This window comes from Pseudomonas sp. NPDC089408 (assembly GCF_044749445.1).
Classification (GTDB): Bacteria; Pseudomonadota; Gammaproteobacteria; order Pseudomonadales; family Pseudomonadaceae; genus Aquipseudomonas.
In genome coordinates, this window is sequence record NZ_JBIVHY010000029.1 from 14214 (window position 1) to 30582 (window position 16369).

The 16369-nt window shown below is 63.5% G+C and carries 13 protein-coding genes; 7 read left to right on the forward strand and 6 right to left on the reverse strand.

Annotated features, from left to right (window positions below):
• Positions 1-77: 77 nt before the first annotated feature.
• The 6 genes from ACIP02_RS26630 to ACIP02_RS26655 form a co-directional block, all read right to left on the reverse strand.
• A complete protein-coding gene (locus ACIP02_RS26630) occupies positions 78-3173 on the reverse strand; it encodes an MdtB/MuxB family multidrug efflux RND transporter permease subunit (protein ID WP_400622712.1) in 3096 nt (1031 codons plus the stop codon).
• The gene (locus tag ACIP02_RS26635) at positions 3170-4459 is read right to left on the reverse strand and encodes an MdtA/MuxA family multidrug efflux RND transporter periplasmic adaptor subunit (RefSeq protein WP_400622714.1); all 1290 of its coding nucleotides are present in this window, start codon (positions 4457-4459) and stop codon (positions 3170-3172) included. The genes ACIP02_RS26630 and ACIP02_RS26635 overlap by 4 nt, the downstream gene beginning before the upstream one ends.
• Before the next feature lie 362 nt (positions 4460-4821).
• Positions 4822-5322 carry a thiol peroxidase gene (tpx, locus tag ACIP02_RS26640; RefSeq protein WP_400622716.1) on the reverse strand — a complete coding sequence of 167 codons (501 nt, stop codon included), beginning with the start codon at positions 5320-5322 and terminating at the stop codon, positions 4822-4824.
• 166 nt (positions 5323-5488) lie between these two features.
• Positions 5489-6769 carry a serine/threonine transporter gene (locus tag ACIP02_RS26645; protein ID WP_400622718.1) on the reverse strand — a complete coding sequence of 427 codons (1281 nt, stop codon included), beginning with the start codon at positions 6767-6769 and terminating at the stop codon, positions 5489-5491.
• Positions 6770-7116: 347 nt separating this feature from the next.
• Positions 7117-8313 (reverse strand): aromatic amino acid transaminase, encoded by a 1197-nt coding sequence (locus ACIP02_RS26650; protein ID WP_400622720.1) that lies wholly within the window; start codon positions 8311-8313, stop codon positions 7117-7119.
• Positions 8314-8538: 225 nt separating this feature from the next.
• A complete protein-coding gene (locus tag ACIP02_RS26655) occupies positions 8539-9564 on the reverse strand; it encodes an Ldh family oxidoreductase (protein WP_400622722.1) in 1026 nt (341 codons plus the stop codon).
• Between the two features lie 140 nt (positions 9565-9704).
• Here ACIP02_RS26655 and ACIP02_RS26660 point away from each other — a divergent pair, with 140 nt between their 5' ends.
• From ACIP02_RS26660 to ACIP02_RS26690, 7 genes are all read left to right on the forward strand, one after another.
• Positions 9705-10577, forward strand: a complete 873-nt coding sequence (locus ACIP02_RS26660) for a MurR/RpiR family transcriptional regulator (protein ID WP_400622724.1) — start codon at positions 9705-9707, stop codon at positions 10575-10577.
• Between the two features lie 22 nt (positions 10578-10599).
• Positions 10600-11352 (forward strand): transporter substrate-binding domain-containing protein, encoded by a 753-nt coding sequence (locus ACIP02_RS26665; protein WP_201205438.1) that lies wholly within the window; start codon positions 10600-10602, stop codon positions 11350-11352.
• Between the two features lie 172 nt (positions 11353-11524).
• Positions 11525-12244, forward strand: a complete 720-nt coding sequence (locus ACIP02_RS26670; RefSeq protein ID WP_400622726.1) for an ABC transporter permease — start codon at positions 11525-11527, stop codon at positions 12242-12244.
• On the forward strand, positions 12241-12951 hold the full coding sequence (locus ACIP02_RS26675; protein WP_400622728.1) for an ABC transporter permease: 711 nt from the start codon (positions 12241-12243) through the stop codon (positions 12949-12951). The genes ACIP02_RS26670 and ACIP02_RS26675 overlap by 4 nt, the downstream gene beginning before the upstream one ends.
• A 16-nt stretch (positions 12952-12967) precedes the next feature.
• Entirely contained in the window at positions 12968-14212 is a 1245-nt protein-coding gene (locus ACIP02_RS26680) for an FAD-dependent oxidoreductase (RefSeq protein ID WP_400622730.1), read from the forward strand.
• 22 nt (positions 14213-14234) lie between these two features.
• A complete protein-coding gene (locus tag ACIP02_RS26685; RefSeq protein ID WP_400622732.1) occupies positions 14235-15017 on the forward strand; it encodes an amino acid ABC transporter ATP-binding protein in 783 nt (260 codons plus the stop codon).
• 373 nt (positions 15018-15390) lie between these two features.
• On the forward strand, positions 15391-16194 hold the full coding sequence (locus tag ACIP02_RS26690; protein WP_400622734.1) for a gamma-glutamyl-gamma-aminobutyrate hydrolase family protein: 804 nt from the start codon (positions 15391-15393) through the stop codon (positions 16192-16194).
• Positions 16195-16369: the final 175 nt, after the last annotated feature.

Below are 16369 nucleotides of genomic sequence, written 5' to 3' on the forward strand. Positions count from 1 at the left end.
AGTGGGAATGTGAACGTGCGCGAACTCAGGGTACACACCCATCAGCTTGCAGCTTGCAGCTTGCAGCTTGAGGCCACTCATGCAAGCTCCTCCGACAAGCCCTGTTTACCAAAACGACGTGCCAGGCGGTCGAAGTACAGGTAGATGACCGGGGTGGTGAACAGGGTCAGTACCTGGCTGACCAGCAGCCCACCGACCATCACCAGGCCCAGCGGCTGGCGCAGCTCGGCACCGGAGCCGGTGGCGAGCATCAGCGGCACTGCGCCAAACAGCGCGGCCAGGGTGGTCATCAGGATCGGCCGGAAGCGCAGCAGCGCCGCCTGGTAGATGGCATCACGCGGGCTCATGCCCTGGTGCCGTTCGGCCTCAAGGGCGAAGTCGATCATCATGATCGCGTTCTTCTTGACGATACCGATCAGCAAAATGATACCGATGATGGCGATCATGCCCAGGTCGTTACCGCTGATGAGCAAGGCCAACAAGGCGCCAACCGCTGCCGATGGCAAAGTCGAGAGAATGGTTACCGGGTGGATGTAGCTTTCGTACAGCACGCCCAGCACGATGTACATGGTCACCACCGCGGCCAGGATCAGCAGCAAGGTGCTCGACAACGAGGCCTGGAAGGCCTCTGCCGCACCCTGGAAGCGGGTCTGCACGCCCAGCGGCATGCCGATGTCCTTTTGTACCTGCTCGATCACCTGCACCGCCTCGCCCAGCGACGCGCCGTGGGCCAGGTTGAAGGACATGGTCACTGCCGGGAACTGGCCAATGTGGGAAATGGCCAGTTGCGCCTGGCGCTGCTCGATACGCGCCAGGGCCGACAGGCGCACCTGGCCGCCATCGGTGGCCTTGACGTGGATCGACTCCAGCGCTTGCGGGCCGATGACCGCTGCATCCTTGGCCTGGAGCACCACGCGGTACTGGCTGGCCTGGGTGTAAATGGTCGAGATCTGCCGCTGGCCAAAGGCGTCGTACAGGGCGTTGGTGATCTGCGCCACGGTAATGCCCAGGCGGCTGGCCATGTCACGGTCGATCACCAGGTACACCTGCAGGCCCTTGTCCTGCAGGTCGCTGGCCACGTCGGCCAGTTCCGGGCGCTGTTGCAGCGCCTGCACCAGCTTGCCGCTCCATTGCGCCAGCAGGTCGGCATCCGGCGACGACAGGCTGAACTGGTACTGGGTACGGCTGACGCGGTCTTCGATGCTAAGGTCCTGCACCGGCTGCATGAACAGGCGGATACCGACCAGCTTGTCGACCTGTGGCTGCAGGCGGCTGATGACTTCGCCGGCAGTGACATCGCGCTCGCCATGGGGCTTGAGGTTGATCAGCAGGCGGCCGCTGTTGAGCGTGGCGTTGTCACCATCCACACCGATGTAGGACGACAGGCTCTGTACCGCCGGGTCCTGCAGGATCACCTTGCTCAGCGCCTGCTGGCGCTCGCTCATGGCGGCGAACGAGGTAGACTGCGGCGCTTCGGAGATGCCCTGGATAACCCCGGTGTCCTGCACCGGGAAGAAGCCCTTGGGCACCACCATGTACAGGAATACCGTCAGCGCCAGGCTCGCCACTGCCACCATCAGGGTCAGTGGCTGGTGCTTGAGTACCCATTGCAGGGCGCTGCCGTAGTGCTTGATCAGCCAATCGATCCAGGCGCCACTGGCGCGGTAGAAGCGGCCTTGTTCTTCTTCCTTGGGTTCACGCTTGAGCAGGCGCGCGCACATCATCGGCGTCAGGGTCAGCGACACCACCAGGGAAATCAGGATAGCCACCGCCAGGGTGATGGCGAATTCGCGGAACAGGCGGCCGACCACGTCGGCCATGAACAGCAGCGGGATCAATACTGCAATCAGCGAGAAGGTCAGCGAAATCAGGGTGAAGCCGATCTGCCGAGCGCCCTTGAGCGCGGCCTGCATGGGCGTCTCGCCCTCTTCGATGTGGCGGGAAATGTTCTCCAGCATGACGATGGCGTCGTCGACCACAAAGCCGGTGGCGATGGTCAGGGCCATCAGCGTCAGGTTGTTGACCGAGAAACCGGCCAGGTACATCACCCCAAAGGTGCCGATCAGCGACAGCGGTACGGCAATCGAGGGAATGAGGGTGGCGCTGAAGCGGCGCAGGAAGACGAAAGTGACCATGACCACCAGGACGATGGCGATCAACAGTTCATGCTGCACGTCCTTCACTGCGGCGCGAATGGTCTGGGTGCGGTCGGTGAGTACCGAGACGTCAAGGCCGGCTGGCAGGTTGTCGGTGATCGACGGCAGCAGGTCCTTGATGCGGTCGACCACTTCGATCACGTTGGCGCCGGGTTGGCGCTGGATGTTCAGCAGTACGGCGTGGTTTTCGTTGGCCCAGGCGGCCAGGCGCTCGTTCTCCGCGCCGTCGACGATTTCTGCCACGTCCTTCAGGCGCAACGGTGCACCGTTGTTGTAGGCCAGGATCAGGTTGGCGTATTCCTCGGGGGAACGCAGCTGGTCGTTGGCATCGAGCATCGACACACGGGTCGGGCCGTCGAAGTTGCCCTTGGGCTGGTTGACGTTGGAGGCGCCGATCAAGGTGCGCACGTCATCCAGGTTCAGGCCGTTGGCCGCCAGGGCATCGACGTTGACCTTGATCCGCACTGCCTGGCGCTGGCCACCGGCAATGCTGACCATGCCCACGCCACTGATCTGTGCGAGCTTCTGCGCCACGCGGGTGTCGACCAGGTCGTTGAGTTTGGGCAGCGGCATGGTCTTGCTGGAGATGGCCAGGGTCAGCACCGGGGTATCGGCGGGGTTGACCTTGTTGTACACCGGTGGCGCCGGCAGGTCGCTGGGCAACAGGTTGCTGGCGGCGTTGATCGCGGCCTGCACCTGTTGCTCGGCCACGTCCATGTTCATGTCGAGGTTGAAGCGCAGGGTCAGCACCGACGCACCGCCGGAGCTGGTCGAGGCCATTTGTTCCAGGCCGGGCATCTGGCCGAACTGGCGTTCCAGCGGCGCGGTGACGGCGCTGGTCATTACCTGCGGGCTGGCGCCAGGGTACAAGGTCATGACGCGGATGGTCGGGTAATCCACCTGTGGCAAGGCGGACACCGGCAGCAGCTTGTAGGCGATCAGGCCGGCCAGGACGATGGCCAGCATGCTCAGCGTGGTGGCGACCGGCCGCAGGATGAACAGGCGCGAGAGGTTCATGCGCCCGCCTTGCCTGCTGCTTCACCGGTTTGCGCAGAGCCCTTGGCATCCTGGCCTTGCAGGTGCTGGCCGGGGGTGGTCGGCACTTGCGAGCTGTCTTCGACCACTTCCACCTTGGTGCCTTCACGCAGGCGGTCGGTGCCTTCCAGCACCAGGCGGTCGCCGGCCTTCAGGCCGTCGAGGATGACACTGTTCTCGCCATCGCTGGCGCCGACCTTGAGCTTGCGCACGTTGACCGTGTTCTCGGCGTTGACCACGTAGGCGAAGGTGCCGTCGTTGCCGAACTGGATGGCCGCTGCCGGGGCCATGACCACTTGTTTGAGGGTATCGGCCAGCAAGCGCACATTGACGAACTGGTTGGGGAACAGCGCCTGGTCCTTGTTCTCGAAGCGGCCCTTGAACTTCAGGGTGCCGGTGGTGGTGTCGATCTGGTTGTCGATGCTACCCAGCACACCGCTGGACTGCAGCTTGCTGTCGCTGCGGTCCCACGCCTCGACCGGCAGGCTGGCACCACTGCGGTAGCGTTCCAGCACGGTGCTCAGTTCGGTCTCCGGCAAGGTGAAGGCGACGCTGATCGGCTCGGTCTGGGTAATCACCACCAGGGCGGTAGTGTCGTTGGCAGCCACCAGGTTACCCAGGTCTAGTTGGCGCAGGCCCACACGGCCATTGATTGGCGCGCGTATTTTGGTGAAGTCCAGATTGAGACGGGCGTCGTTGACCTGTGCCTGGTTGGTCTTGACCAGGCCCTGGAACTGCGCCACCTGCGCTTCAGCGGTGTCGAGGGTTTGCTTGGCGATGCTGTCTTCCGCGAACAGGCCTTTGTAACGGGCCAGGTCGACCTGGGCGTTTTTCAGTTGTGCCTGGTTCTGCGCCAGCGTGCCTTCTGCTTGCTGCAAGGCGATCTGGTAGGTACGTGGGTCGATTTCAGCGAGCAGGTCGCCAGCCTTGACCTGCTGGCCTTCCTTGAAGTGAATTTTCACCAGTTCGCCAGCCACGCGGCTGCGCACGTTGACCGTGTTGGTCGCCGTGACCGTGCCCAGGGCTTTGTAATACAGCGGGAAGTCGCCAACCTTTACCGGTTCGACGCGTACCGGCACCGGGTCGGTGGAGCCGCCGAAGCCCGGGCGGCCGCCCATGCCCATGCCTTTACCGCCGCGCCCGCCACTGGCTTCTTTATGCACAGGCGTCGCTGCAGGCCACAGCCACCAGGCGAGGGCCGCCACCAGCAGCAGGATCAGCAGGCCGACGAGCCAGCGACGGGGGGAACGGGAATTGGACGCTTGCATGGGTTGAACGAACCTTGTTCGGAATGACGACTTGGGAGGGTGAACGATAAGCACTGGCATCGTTTTAGCAAAGAGGCTTTACCAGAGGTTTACCTTTGCCTGACGTTGCCAAGACACGGAATTTTAAATGAAAACGGCCCGGAACGTGTTCCGGGCCGTTACAGGGTGTTGCTTGGAGCGGCGGAGGACTAAAAGGTTTCCGTTGCCTGTGCTGGCCTCTTCGCGGCGGTTCGACGCCTCGATAAACCCGCTCCTACAACGAGCGCACAATGTTCAGGACATGTAATCACGTCGTAGGAGCGGGTTTACCCGCGAAGAGGCCGGTACAGGCTACAGATACCCGCCCTGCCCCAACGCAACCCTTACTTCAGTACAGCCAGCGCCGCATCGTAGTTCGGCTCGTCAGCAATTTCGCCAACCAGCTCGCTGTGCAGCACCTTGTCATTCTCGTCCAGCACCACCACGGCGCGGGCGGCCAGGCCGGCCAGCGGGCCGTCGGCGATGGCTACGCCGTAGCTTTCGAGGAACTCGCGGCCACGCAGGGTCGACAGGTTCTTCACGTTTTCCAGGCCTTCGGCGCCGCAGAAGCGGGCTTGGGCGAACGGCAGGTCAGCCGAGATGCACAGCACCACAGTGTTGGCCACATCGTTGGCCTGGGCGTTGAACTTGCGCACCGAGGTAGCGCAGGTCGGAGTGTCGACGCTTGGGAAGATGTTCAGCACCTTGCGCTTGCCGGCGTAGTCTTTCAGCGACTTGTCAGCCAGGCCTTCACCTACCAGGGAGAAAGCCGGAGCCTGGGCGCCGGCCTGTGGCAGGTTGCCGTTAACCTGAACCGGGTTGCCTTTGAGAGTCACTTGAGCCATGACGAAATCCTTATGCGAGGTTTGAAAAGGATACTGAGTTAAGCATGAAGGCGACCGGGTGCCTATGGGGCAGGTGAAATTGTTGTAATACCTGACAACACTTGTGGACAAAAAAATGCCCGGGTGGCGACAAGCGACCCGGGCATCCCTTATGGAAGGCAGCGTATCAGCCTAGCAGGCCGTACACCACGGAGGTCAACGCAACCAGGCCAACCACCACCACGAACACGTTGGACGCTGCACCGCTGTACTTACGCATCGACGGTACACGGCGAATGGCGTACATCGGCATCAGGAACAGCAGCACCGCCAGAATCGGGCCGCCCAGCGACTCGATCATGCCGAGGATGCTCGGGTTCAGGGTGGCGACGATCCAGCACACCACTAGCATCAGCGCGGCAACCACGCGGTCCAGGGCCTTGGCACCCGGGCGCGCGCCGGTCTTGGCGATAATGCCCTTCAGGCCTTCGCTGGCGCCGATGTAGTGGCCCAGGAACGACTTGGCGATGGCCACGAAGGCGATCAGCGGCGCGGCGAACGCGATGGTCGGGTTGCTGAAGTGGTTGGCCAGGTACGACAGGATCGACAGGTTCTGTGCCTTGGCTTCCGCCAGCTGGGCGCTGCTCAGGGTGAGCACGCAGCTGAACACGAAGAACAGCACCATCACCACCATCAGCAAGTGGGCACGGCGCAGGATCTGGCCGCTGCGCTCGTCGGCGTGCTCGCCGTAACGGCGCTTCTGGTCAACGGCAAAGGCTGAGATGATCGGCGAGTGGTTGAAGGAAAACACCATGACCGGAATGGCCAGCCACAGGGTGTGCAGGAAGGCCGAAGCCGGCGGCACCTGGGTAGCGCTGTCGAGGATGCCGCCGGTCCAATGCGGCACCAGATACAGGCCCAGCAGCGCCAGGGCAACGATGAACGGGTACACCAGCAGGCTCATGACCTTGACCGTGGCCTGCTCGCCGCAGCGCACGATGGCCAGCAGGCCGAGGATCAGCACGAACGACAGGATGATGCGTGGCGGCGGCTGCAGGTGCAGCTGGTGCTCGATGAAGCTGGACACCGTGTTGGTCAGTGCCACGCTGTAGATCAGCAGGATCGGGAAGATGGCGAAGAAGTACAGCACGGTGATCGCGGCACCGGCGTTGCTGCCGAAGTGCTCCTTGACCACCTCGGTGATGTCGCCGCCATTGCGCCCGGACAGGACGAAACGGGTCAGCCCGCGGTGGGCGAAATAGGTCATCGGGAAGGCCAGCACGGCCAGGATCAGCAGCGGCCAGAAGCCGCCAAGGCCGGCGTTGATCGGCAGGAACAGCGTTCCGGCGCCGATGGCTGTGCCGAACAGGCCCAGCATCCAGGTGGTGTCGTGACGCGCCCAGCTGCCGAGGGTGGCGGGGGTCGATTCTGCAAAGCGTTGCTCAACGCTTGGGGCCTGCTCATTCATTCCGGGTGAAGCTCCACTCGCAAGACTGCAACAGGCTGAGAATGGCGAAATAGTGCTATCGCCCAACTCAACCGGAAAAGAGGGGCCGGATTGTGCACGGAAAGGTTGCACTTGCGAAGCCCTTTTCCGAGGGGCGGTTGCACTTGTCTTTACAAGCGAAAAAAATCGCGGGTGTTGCGCGGTACATGTAGGAGCGGCCTTGTGTCGCGATCGGGGTGCGAAGCGCCCCGACATTGCAGCTTCGCCGCGAATATTGCTGGGGCCGCTTTGCGGCCCTTTCGCGACACAAGGCCGCTCCTACAATGACCGCGTCACCGCCGGAGGGGCCGCGCAGGGCCCCAGGAGGGTTACTTCTGAACGGCAGCGAACGCTTCGGCAACCCGTTGCAGGTTGGCCGGGCGCAGGCCGGACATGCAGACGCGGCCGCTGTCGATCAGGTACACGCCGAACTCGTCACGCAGGCGGCGCACCTGCTCAACGCTGAAGCCGGTGTAGCTGAACATGCCGCGCTGGCGCAGGAGGAACTGGAAGTCCTGACCTGGCAGCAGCACGGCCAGGGCATCGACCAGCGCTTGGCGCATGTCGAGGATACGCTTGCGCATCACTTCGACTTCCTCGGCCCACTGGGCATTCAGGCCGGCATCGCCGAGCACGCCAGCCACCAGCTGGGCACCGAAGTTGGGCGGGCTGGAGTAGTTGCGGCGTACGGTGGCCTTGAGCTGGCCGAGCACGCTCTGCGCGGTGGCGTCGTCATCGCAGACCACCGACAGGCCGCCTACGCGTTCACCATACAGCGAGAAGATTTTCGAGAACGAGTTGCTGACCAGGCACGGCACGCCGGCGCGGGCCATTTCGCGGATGGCGTAGGCGTCTTCCACCAGGCCTTCGGCAAAGCCCTGGTAGGCGATGTCGAGGAACGGGATAAGTTGGCGGGCCTTGACCACTTCAACCACTTGTTGCCACTGGTGTTGTTCCAAGTCGGCGCCGGTGGGGTTGTGGCAGCAGGGGTGCAGCAGCACCACGCTGTTGGCCGGCAGGTTCTGCAGGGTGGCCAGCATGCCGTCGAAGTCGACGCCACGGGTGGCCTGGTCGAAGTACGGGTAGGTGTGCACCTTGAAACCGGCACCTTCGAAGATGGCGCGGTGGTTGTCCCAGGTCGGGTTGCTGACCCAGACTTCGGACTGCGGGAAGTAGCGCTTGAGGAAGTCGGCACCGACTTTCAGCGCGCCGGAGCCGCCCACGGTCTGTACGGTGGCAACACGGCCGCCGGTCACCGCCGGGTGGTCGGCACCGAACAGCAGCGCCTGGATCGCCTGGCGATAGCTGGCCAGGCCTTCCATCGGCAGGTACAGGGAGGCTTCATGGTCCTGACCGGCGATGCGTTTTTCTACCGCATCCACCGCCGCCAGTTGCGGCACCACGCCGGCCTCATCGTAATACAGGCCGATACTCAGGTTGACCTTGTCGGCGCGCGGGTCGGCCTTGAAGGTTTCCATCAACGAGAGGATCGGGTCGCCGGCATAGGCATCGACATGTTTGAACACAGCGTGCAGCTCCTTGGATCAGGACGGTACGAAAAGTCAGCCCTGAGCATACCCGGAGAGCGGGCTCAGGAACATCCACTATTGTGCAAGGTTGTCTATGCAACATTGCATGGCTGGGGATTTGTGCTGGGCTCTTCGCGGGTAAACCCGCTCCTACAACGAGAGCACAATGTTCAGGGCATGGGATCACGTTGTAGGAGCGGGTTTACCCGCGAAAGGGCCGGGTCAGCCAAGCAACTCTTTCAGGCCCTGCAACTCCTGCTCGGTCACCGCCACCCCCTCCTCTTCTGCCACCTCTCGCTCACGATAGCGCCGCTCACCCGGCATGCGCGTCAGCCCCACCGCCTGCATCTGCTCCACCAGCGCGCGGCTACGCTGGGCAAAGCGCTCGCCCTCGGCCTTGCTCGGGTCGATGACGATGATCAACTGCCCGGTCCACGGCGTCTTCGCCCCCGGATGCCCGGACCAGTCGAACTCCCAGGAGAAATTACCGCCAGTCAGCGCTGCTGCCAGCAACTCGACCATCATCGATAGCGCCGAGCCCTTGTGCCCGCCAAATGGCAGCAAAGCGCCCCCTTCCAGAATCGCCTTGGGCTCGGTGGACGGCTCACCATTGGCATCCACGCCCATGCCTTCCGGCAACTGCTGGCCGGCACGCGCGGCAATCTGTACGTCGCCGTGGGCCATGGCGCTGGTGGCCATGTCGAAGACGATCGGGTCATGTTCAGCGCAAGGCGCCGCAAAGGCGATCGGGTTGGTACCAAACAGCGGCTTGCGTGCCCCATGGGGCACTACGCAGGTCATGCTGTTGACCACGCTCAGTGCCACCAGGCCTTCATCGGCGAAGGGCTCCACATCCGGCCAAAGCGCCGCGAAGTGGTGCGAGTTATGGATCGCCAGCACGGCAATACCGGCATTGCGGGCCTTGGCTACCAGCAGGGCGCGGGCCGCAGCCAACGCTGGCTGGGCAAAGCCGCCGGCAGCGTCGACTGAAACATAGCCGGCAGCCACATCGCTGACTGTTGGCGTGGCCTTGCCATCGACCCAGCCGCTGGCCAGGGTCGAAACATAGCCGGGCATGCGGAACACCCCATGGCTGTGGGCGCCATCACGCTGGGCGCTGGCGCAGTTGTAGGCCAGCACCCGGGCCACGCTGTCGCTGCAACCATGGCGCTGGAAAATGGCCTGCAACAGGCCCTGCAGCTCGGTGAAAGGCACGCGCACGACGGTGCTGGTGGACGGTGCGGACATCTGAAGCTCCTTGTTGATTTTGGAGTGGCTGCAGCGTTGCAACGACAAAAACTTTCCTGCATGTGACAGCAATCTGTCAATTGTTGACTTGATGACAGAAAACATTCATTTTCTTCCCAAGCCTTACCTGGAGCCGCAGCATGAGCCAACCGATCAAGCAACGCCTGGAAAACAGCCTCGAAGGGGCCGCTGCCTCGGGCCGCAAGATCGCCACCTACATGCTCGCCAACCTGCACGAATTGCCGTTCCAGACATCGGCCAGCATTGCAGCCAAGCTGGGCGTCAGCGAATCCAGTGTCGGGCGCTTCTGCCGCTCACTGGGTTATGCCCATCTCAAGGCACTTAAGCAAGACCTGCAGAACGACCTGGGCGATGGCCCATGGCTGGTCGGTGACCGCTTGCAGGACTACCGCCAGAGTCAGGACGCCAGCGACAACGGTGGCAGCCTGGAACTGGAAATCGCCGCCCTGGTGCGCGTGCACGAATACCGCCAGAGCCCGGCCTGGCACAGCGTGGCGCAACGCCTGGCGAGCAAGCCGCGGGTGTTTGTCGCCGGCTTTCAGACCGAGCGCGGCGTCGCCATGTGCATGAGCCACCTGCTGCAGTACCTGCGCGATGGCGTGCAACGGGTCGACCTCAGTGCCGGGCACTTCGGCGAAGTGCTGCTAGGCCGCGCCGAAGACAGCGCCCTGGTGGTGTTCGAGGCACGCCGCTACTCCCGCCACGCCCTGATGCTGTGCCAGAAGGCGCGCGCGGCTGGCATTGCGGTCACCCTGGTGACCGATACCTTCTGTGACTGGGCCGATGCCAATGCCGACGAGGTGTTCCGCATCCCCACCGAGTTCAATCTGTTCTGGGAATCCACCTCGGCGATGCTGTCCTGGGTGCACCTGATGGTCAACGAGGTCTGCAAGAAGCTCGGACCGGATGTTGAAAAACGCTTGGAAGCGACTGCCGCTCTACATAACGAATTCGTCGGCTACACCTCGTGGTCGGCGGGCAAACAACAATAGCAAGAGTGCAATGAGGTGCGAGATGAACAAGTCCATGGCCTTGGTGGGTGCGTGCGCCCTGCTGCTGGCGGGTGCCGCCAGTGCCGAAACCCTGCGCTTCGCCACCGAGGGTGCCTACCCGCCCTTCAACTACGTCGATGCCAATAACCAGTTGCACGGCTTCGACATCGATATCACCCATGCCCTGTGTGAACAGATGAAAGTCGAGTGCACGCTGGTGGCCCAGGACTGGGAAGGCATCATCCCGGCGCTGATGGCGCGCAAATACGACGCAGTGGTGGCGTCGATGATCGACACCGAAGAGCGGCGCAAGAAAATCGCCTTCACCGACCATTACTACCGCACCCCGCTGACCGTTGCTGTGGCCAAGGACAGCAAGATCGACAGCGCCCAGACGGACTTTGTCGGCTACACCGTCGGCGCCCAGTCGTCGTCCACCCAGGCCATCTATGCCGAAGATGTGTACGGCAAGGCCGGTGCCGACGTGAAGCTGTACCCGACCATGGACGAAGCCAACGCCGACCTTGCCGCCGGCCGCCTGGACGGGGTGATTGCCGACAAGTTCCCGCTGCACGAGTGGATGAGCAAGAACGGCGGCGACTGCTGCAAGATCCTCGGCGACGTGGCCGAGACCAAGGCCGATGCCGCCATTGCCGTACGCAAGGACGATGAAGCCCTGCGCCAGCGCCTGAATACCGCGCTGCAACAGATCGTGGCCAACGGCACCTACCAGAAGATCGCCAGCAAGTACTTTGCTTTCGATATCTACAACTGACCTTCTGGAAACTGCGCAATCCCTGTAGGAGCGGCCTTGTTTCGCGATAGGGTCGCAAAGCGGCCCCCTGCAATCTGTGCCGCGGCATACATTCTGGGGCTGCTCCGCACCCCAATCGCGACACAAGGCCGCTCCTACAAAGAGACCGCGTTGCCCATCTTAGGGGTTCGTCATGCTCGATCAATTGTCCTTGCTGTCCTTCGCCAGCGGAGGCTGGGGCCAGGCGCTGCTGGCCGGCGCGCTGGTTACCGTTTCGCTGGCCCTGGCCTGCCTGCCCATCGGCCTGCCACTGGGCCTGCTGGTCGCCCTGGCGGCGCGCTCGCGCAAACGCCTGCCACGGGCCTGGGCCACCACCTTCTCCACCGTGTTCCGCGGCCTGCCAGAACTGCTGACGCTGCTGATCATCTATTACGGCTGCCAGATCGCCGCGCAGAAGATCCTTGCCGCCGTGGGCTATGAAGGTGAGTTCCTGATCAACACTTTCCTCGCTGCCATGGTCGCCTTCAGCCTGGTGTTTGCCGCGTTCTCCAGCGAAATCTGGCTGGCGGCCTTCAAGACCCTGCCCAAGGGCCAGCTGGAAGCCTGCTCGGCACTGGGCCTGAGCAAGCGCACCGGCTTTTTCAAGGTTGTGCTGCCACAACTGACCCGCATCGCCCTGCCCGGTCTGTCCAACAACTGGCTGTCGCTGCTCAAGGACACTTCGCTGGTGTCGACCATTTCGCTGGTCGACCTGATGCGCCAGACCAACCTGGCGGTCAGCGTGACCAAAGAGCCAATGTTCTTCTATGGCGTCGCCTGCCTGGGCTACCTGCTGTTCGCCGCGCTGTCAGGGCGCGTGTTCGCCTACATCGAGCGACGCAGTAACCGCCACCTGCAAGGAGCACGCGCATGAGCCTCGATCAACTGCTGGCACTGGTGCTCGACCCCGACCTGCTGGAGCGCTACGGCCCGCGCTTCCTTGACGGCCTGCTGGTAACCGCCAAGCTGGTGGCCATTTCCTTCAGCCTGGGGGCGGTGCTCGGCCTGTTACTGGCCCTGGCGCGCATGTCGCGCAGCGTGCTGCTGCAGCGCATGGCCGCTGGCTACGTGTATTTCTTCCGTGGCTCGCCGCTGCTGGCCCAACTGTTTCTGCTGTACTACGGCCTGGGCTCGCTGAAAGGCTTTTGGCAGGACGTCGGCCTGTGGTGGTTCTTCCGCGAGGCGTGGTTCTGCACCTTGCTGGCGTTCACCCTGAACACCGCGGCCTACCAGGCCGAGATCTTCCGCGGCAGCCTGATGGCCGTTGCCCCAGGCCAGCATGAAGCGGCGCGGGCACTGAACCTCAAGCGTTCGACCACCTTCTTCAAGGTGATCCTGCCGCAGTCGCTGCTGGTAGCGATTGGCCCGCTGGGCAACGAACTGATCCTGATGATCAAGGCCAGCGCGATTGCTTCGCTGGTGACCATCTACGACCTGATGGGCGTGACCAAACTGGCCTTCTCGCGCAGCTTCGACTTCCAGATCTACCTGTGGGCCGCCGTGCTCTACCTGGTGATCGTCGAGCTGGTGCGGCGCCTGCTGAAACACCTGGAAGCCCGCCTGGGCCGCCACCTGAACTGACCGAAGGATACGTTCCATGCATTGCCAGACCCTTGTCCTCGGCGCCGGCATCGTCGGCGTCAGCACCGCCCTGCACCTGCAGGCCCGCGGGCGCCAGGTAACCCTGATCGACCGCGATGAACCGGGCAGCGGCACCAGCCACGGCAACGCCGGGCTGATCGAGCGCTCCAGCGTTATCCCCTATGCCTTCCCGCGGCAATTCGGTGCGCTGCTGCGCTACGGCCTGAACCGCCAGCCTGATGTGCGCTACAACCTCGCGCACCTGCCCAAGGCCGCCCCCTGGTTGTGGCGCTACTGGCGTCAGTCGGCCCCCGGGCGCCTGGCCGGCGCTGCCGCCGACATGCTGCCGCTGGTGCAACGCTGCGTCGAAGAACACGACGCATTGATTGCGGCGGCTGGCCTTGAAGGGCTGGTGCAGGCCAAAGGCTGGATCGAGGTATTCCGCGACCCGGCGCTGTTCGAGCAGGCCAAGGTCGATGCCAAGGGCCTGAGCCGCTACGGCCTGCAGTTCGAGATTCTGGAATGCGGGCAACTGCAGGCCCGTGAGCATCAGCTGGACGCCACCGTGGTCGGCGGCATTCACTGGCTTGACCCAAAGACCGTGAACAACCCCGGCGCCCTCACCCGCGGCTATGCGGCCCTGTTCCAGCAACGCGGCGGGCAATTCCTGCATGGTGATGCACGCAGCCTGCGCCAGGTAGACGGCAAATGGCAGGTCGACAGCCGCCGTGGCCCGATTACTGCCGACGACGTCGTGGCCTGCCTTGGCCCGCAGTCGGCCGACCTGTTCAGCGGCTTGGGTTATCAGATCCCGCTGGCGATCAAGCGCGGCTACCACATGCACTACAGCACCCGTGACGGCGCGCAGCTGGAGCACTCGATCTGCGACACCCAGGGCGGCTACGTGCTGGCGCCGATGGCGCGCGGTGTGCGCCTGACCACAGGCATCGAGTTCGACACCGCCAGCGCACCGGGCAACCAGATTCAACTGGGCCGCTGCGAAGCCTTGGCGCGCAAGCTGTTCCCGGCCCTGGGTGAACGCCTGGACGACACGCCATGGTTGGGCCGCCGCCCGTGCCTGCCCGACATGCGCCCGGTGATCGGCCCGGCGCCGCGCCACCCGGGGCTGTGGTTCAACTTCGGCCATGCCCATCACGGCCTCACCCTGGGCCCGGTCAGCGGCCGCCTGCTGGCCGAGTTGGTCACCGGCGAACGCCCCTTCACCGACCCCGCGCCCTACAGCGCGACCCGTTTCGACTGAACCCACGCGGGAGAACAACAAGATGACCGCATCACTGAGCCTTGCCACCCTTGCCCCCGAACCCGACCCGCGCCCGGTGCTGATCCGCATCGAAGGCCTGAACAAGCACTACGGCGCGTTCCACGTGCTGCGCGACATCGACTTGCAGGTGCGCGAAGGCGAACGCATCGTGCTGTGCGGGCCGTCCGGCTCGGGCAAGTCGACGCTGATCCGCTGCATCAACCGCCTGGAAATCGCCCAACAGGGCAGTATCCAGGTAGACGGCATCGACCTGGCGGCCACCAGCCGCGAGGCGGCGCAGGTGCGCAGCGACATCGGCATGGTGTTCCAGCACTTCAACCTGTTCCCGCACATGAGCGTGCTCGACAACTGCCTGCTGGCCCCTACCAGCGTGCGCGGGCTGTCGCGCAAGGACGCCGAGGAGCGGGCGCGCATGTACCTGAAGAAGGTGGGCATCGAAAGCCAGGCGCACAAATACCCCAGCCAGCTTTCCGGTGGCCAGCAGCAGCGCGTGGCGATTGCCCGGGCACTGTGCATGAAGCCGCGGATCATGCTGTTTGACGAACCGACTTCGGCGTTGGACCCGGAAATGGTCGCCGAGGTGCTGGATGTGCTGGTGCAACTGGCCGGCACGGGCATGACCATGCTCTGCGTTACCCATGAAATGGGCTTTGCCCGGCAGGTGGCCGAGCGGGTCTTGTTCCTTGAAGGCGGGCAGATCATCGAGGACAGCCCGCCGCAGGTGTTCTTCAACCAGCCGCGGACCGAACGGGCCAAGGGGTTCCTGGCGCAGATACTGCACTGAAACCTGTGCCGGCCTCTTCGCGGCGGTTCATCGAAGCGTCGAACCGCCGCGAAGAGGCCAGCACAGGCACCTCTTCATTGCACCGCTGCAAACACCCAACTGCATCGTTAAATATTATTGACCTTACCCCCCGCCAAACCCACGCCGCCACAGGCCCGCATCGGTTTAACGCCCCATAAATCGGCGCATTCCCCGCTATAAAGCCCGCTTGCGTCGTTTGACATATCGAACGGCTCTGGCAAGCTATCTACAGGCCCCGACCGGAATCGTCACCTCGACGAGCCGGCAGTGCTCGGGGCTACAGGCAGCACTCAAGGCCCCGCGCCGTGCGCCTGCACAACAACGACAGGCTGAACCTGTCCCAAGGTGACATATGTCCAACAGCAACATTGGCAACAAGCAACCTTCCCTGCGCAAACCCGTCGTCCTGATGACCATGGGCAGCCAAGAGCGCAAAGGCCATGACTATCAGGTCATGACCCACAAATACATTACCCCGCTGGTCGAGTTCTCCGATTGCGTCCCGGTGCTGGTGCCCACCTGCTGTGGCACTGAAGACCTCGAGACCTATCTGGACATGGCCGACGGTGTCTACCTGACCGGCGCTGGCAGCAACATCGACCCAGCCCTTTACGGCCAGGAAAACCAGACCCCAGGCAAAGGCCAGGACCAGAACCGCGACCTGTTCGATATTCCGCTGGTCAAGGCGGCGCTCCAGCGTGGCCTGCCTATCTTCGGTATCTGCCGTGGCATGCAGGAAATCAACGTGGCGCTGGGTGGCGACATCTACCAGAAGGTCTACGCCGAGCCAGGTTTCAACGACCACCGGGAAAACCCGGAAGACCCGGTCGAGGTGCAGTACGCACAGGTACACAGCGTGAAGATCAAGCCGGGCAGCTGGCTGCGTGACACCCTGGGTACCGACGAGATCCGCGTCAACTCGCTGCATGGCCAGGGCCTGCACAAGCTTGGCGCCGGCATCGAGGCCATCGCCCACGCCGAAGATGGCCTGGTCGAAGCCATTCACGCCCCAAGCATCTCGCCGTTCCTGTTCGCCGTGCAGTGGCACCCCGAGTGGCAAGCCGCGAAGAACCCGGATTCGATCAGGATCTTCCAGGCATTCGGCGATGCCTGCCGCGCCCAGGTACGCAAGGCGCAGGTCAAGCGCGCTGCCTGACGCTCAGTTTCCTCTGCTTTGATCGCGGGGCGGCGCAAGGCCGCCCCCGTTTCCCCGGTCACCCTCTGCTGGTCCCAGAACACTTCCCGAGGAATCGGGCGGCGGGCTTGTGCCTGTCTCCGCGATCGTTTTTTGACTTTCCCCCTCAAGAGATACGATGACTTCTAGGTGTTAG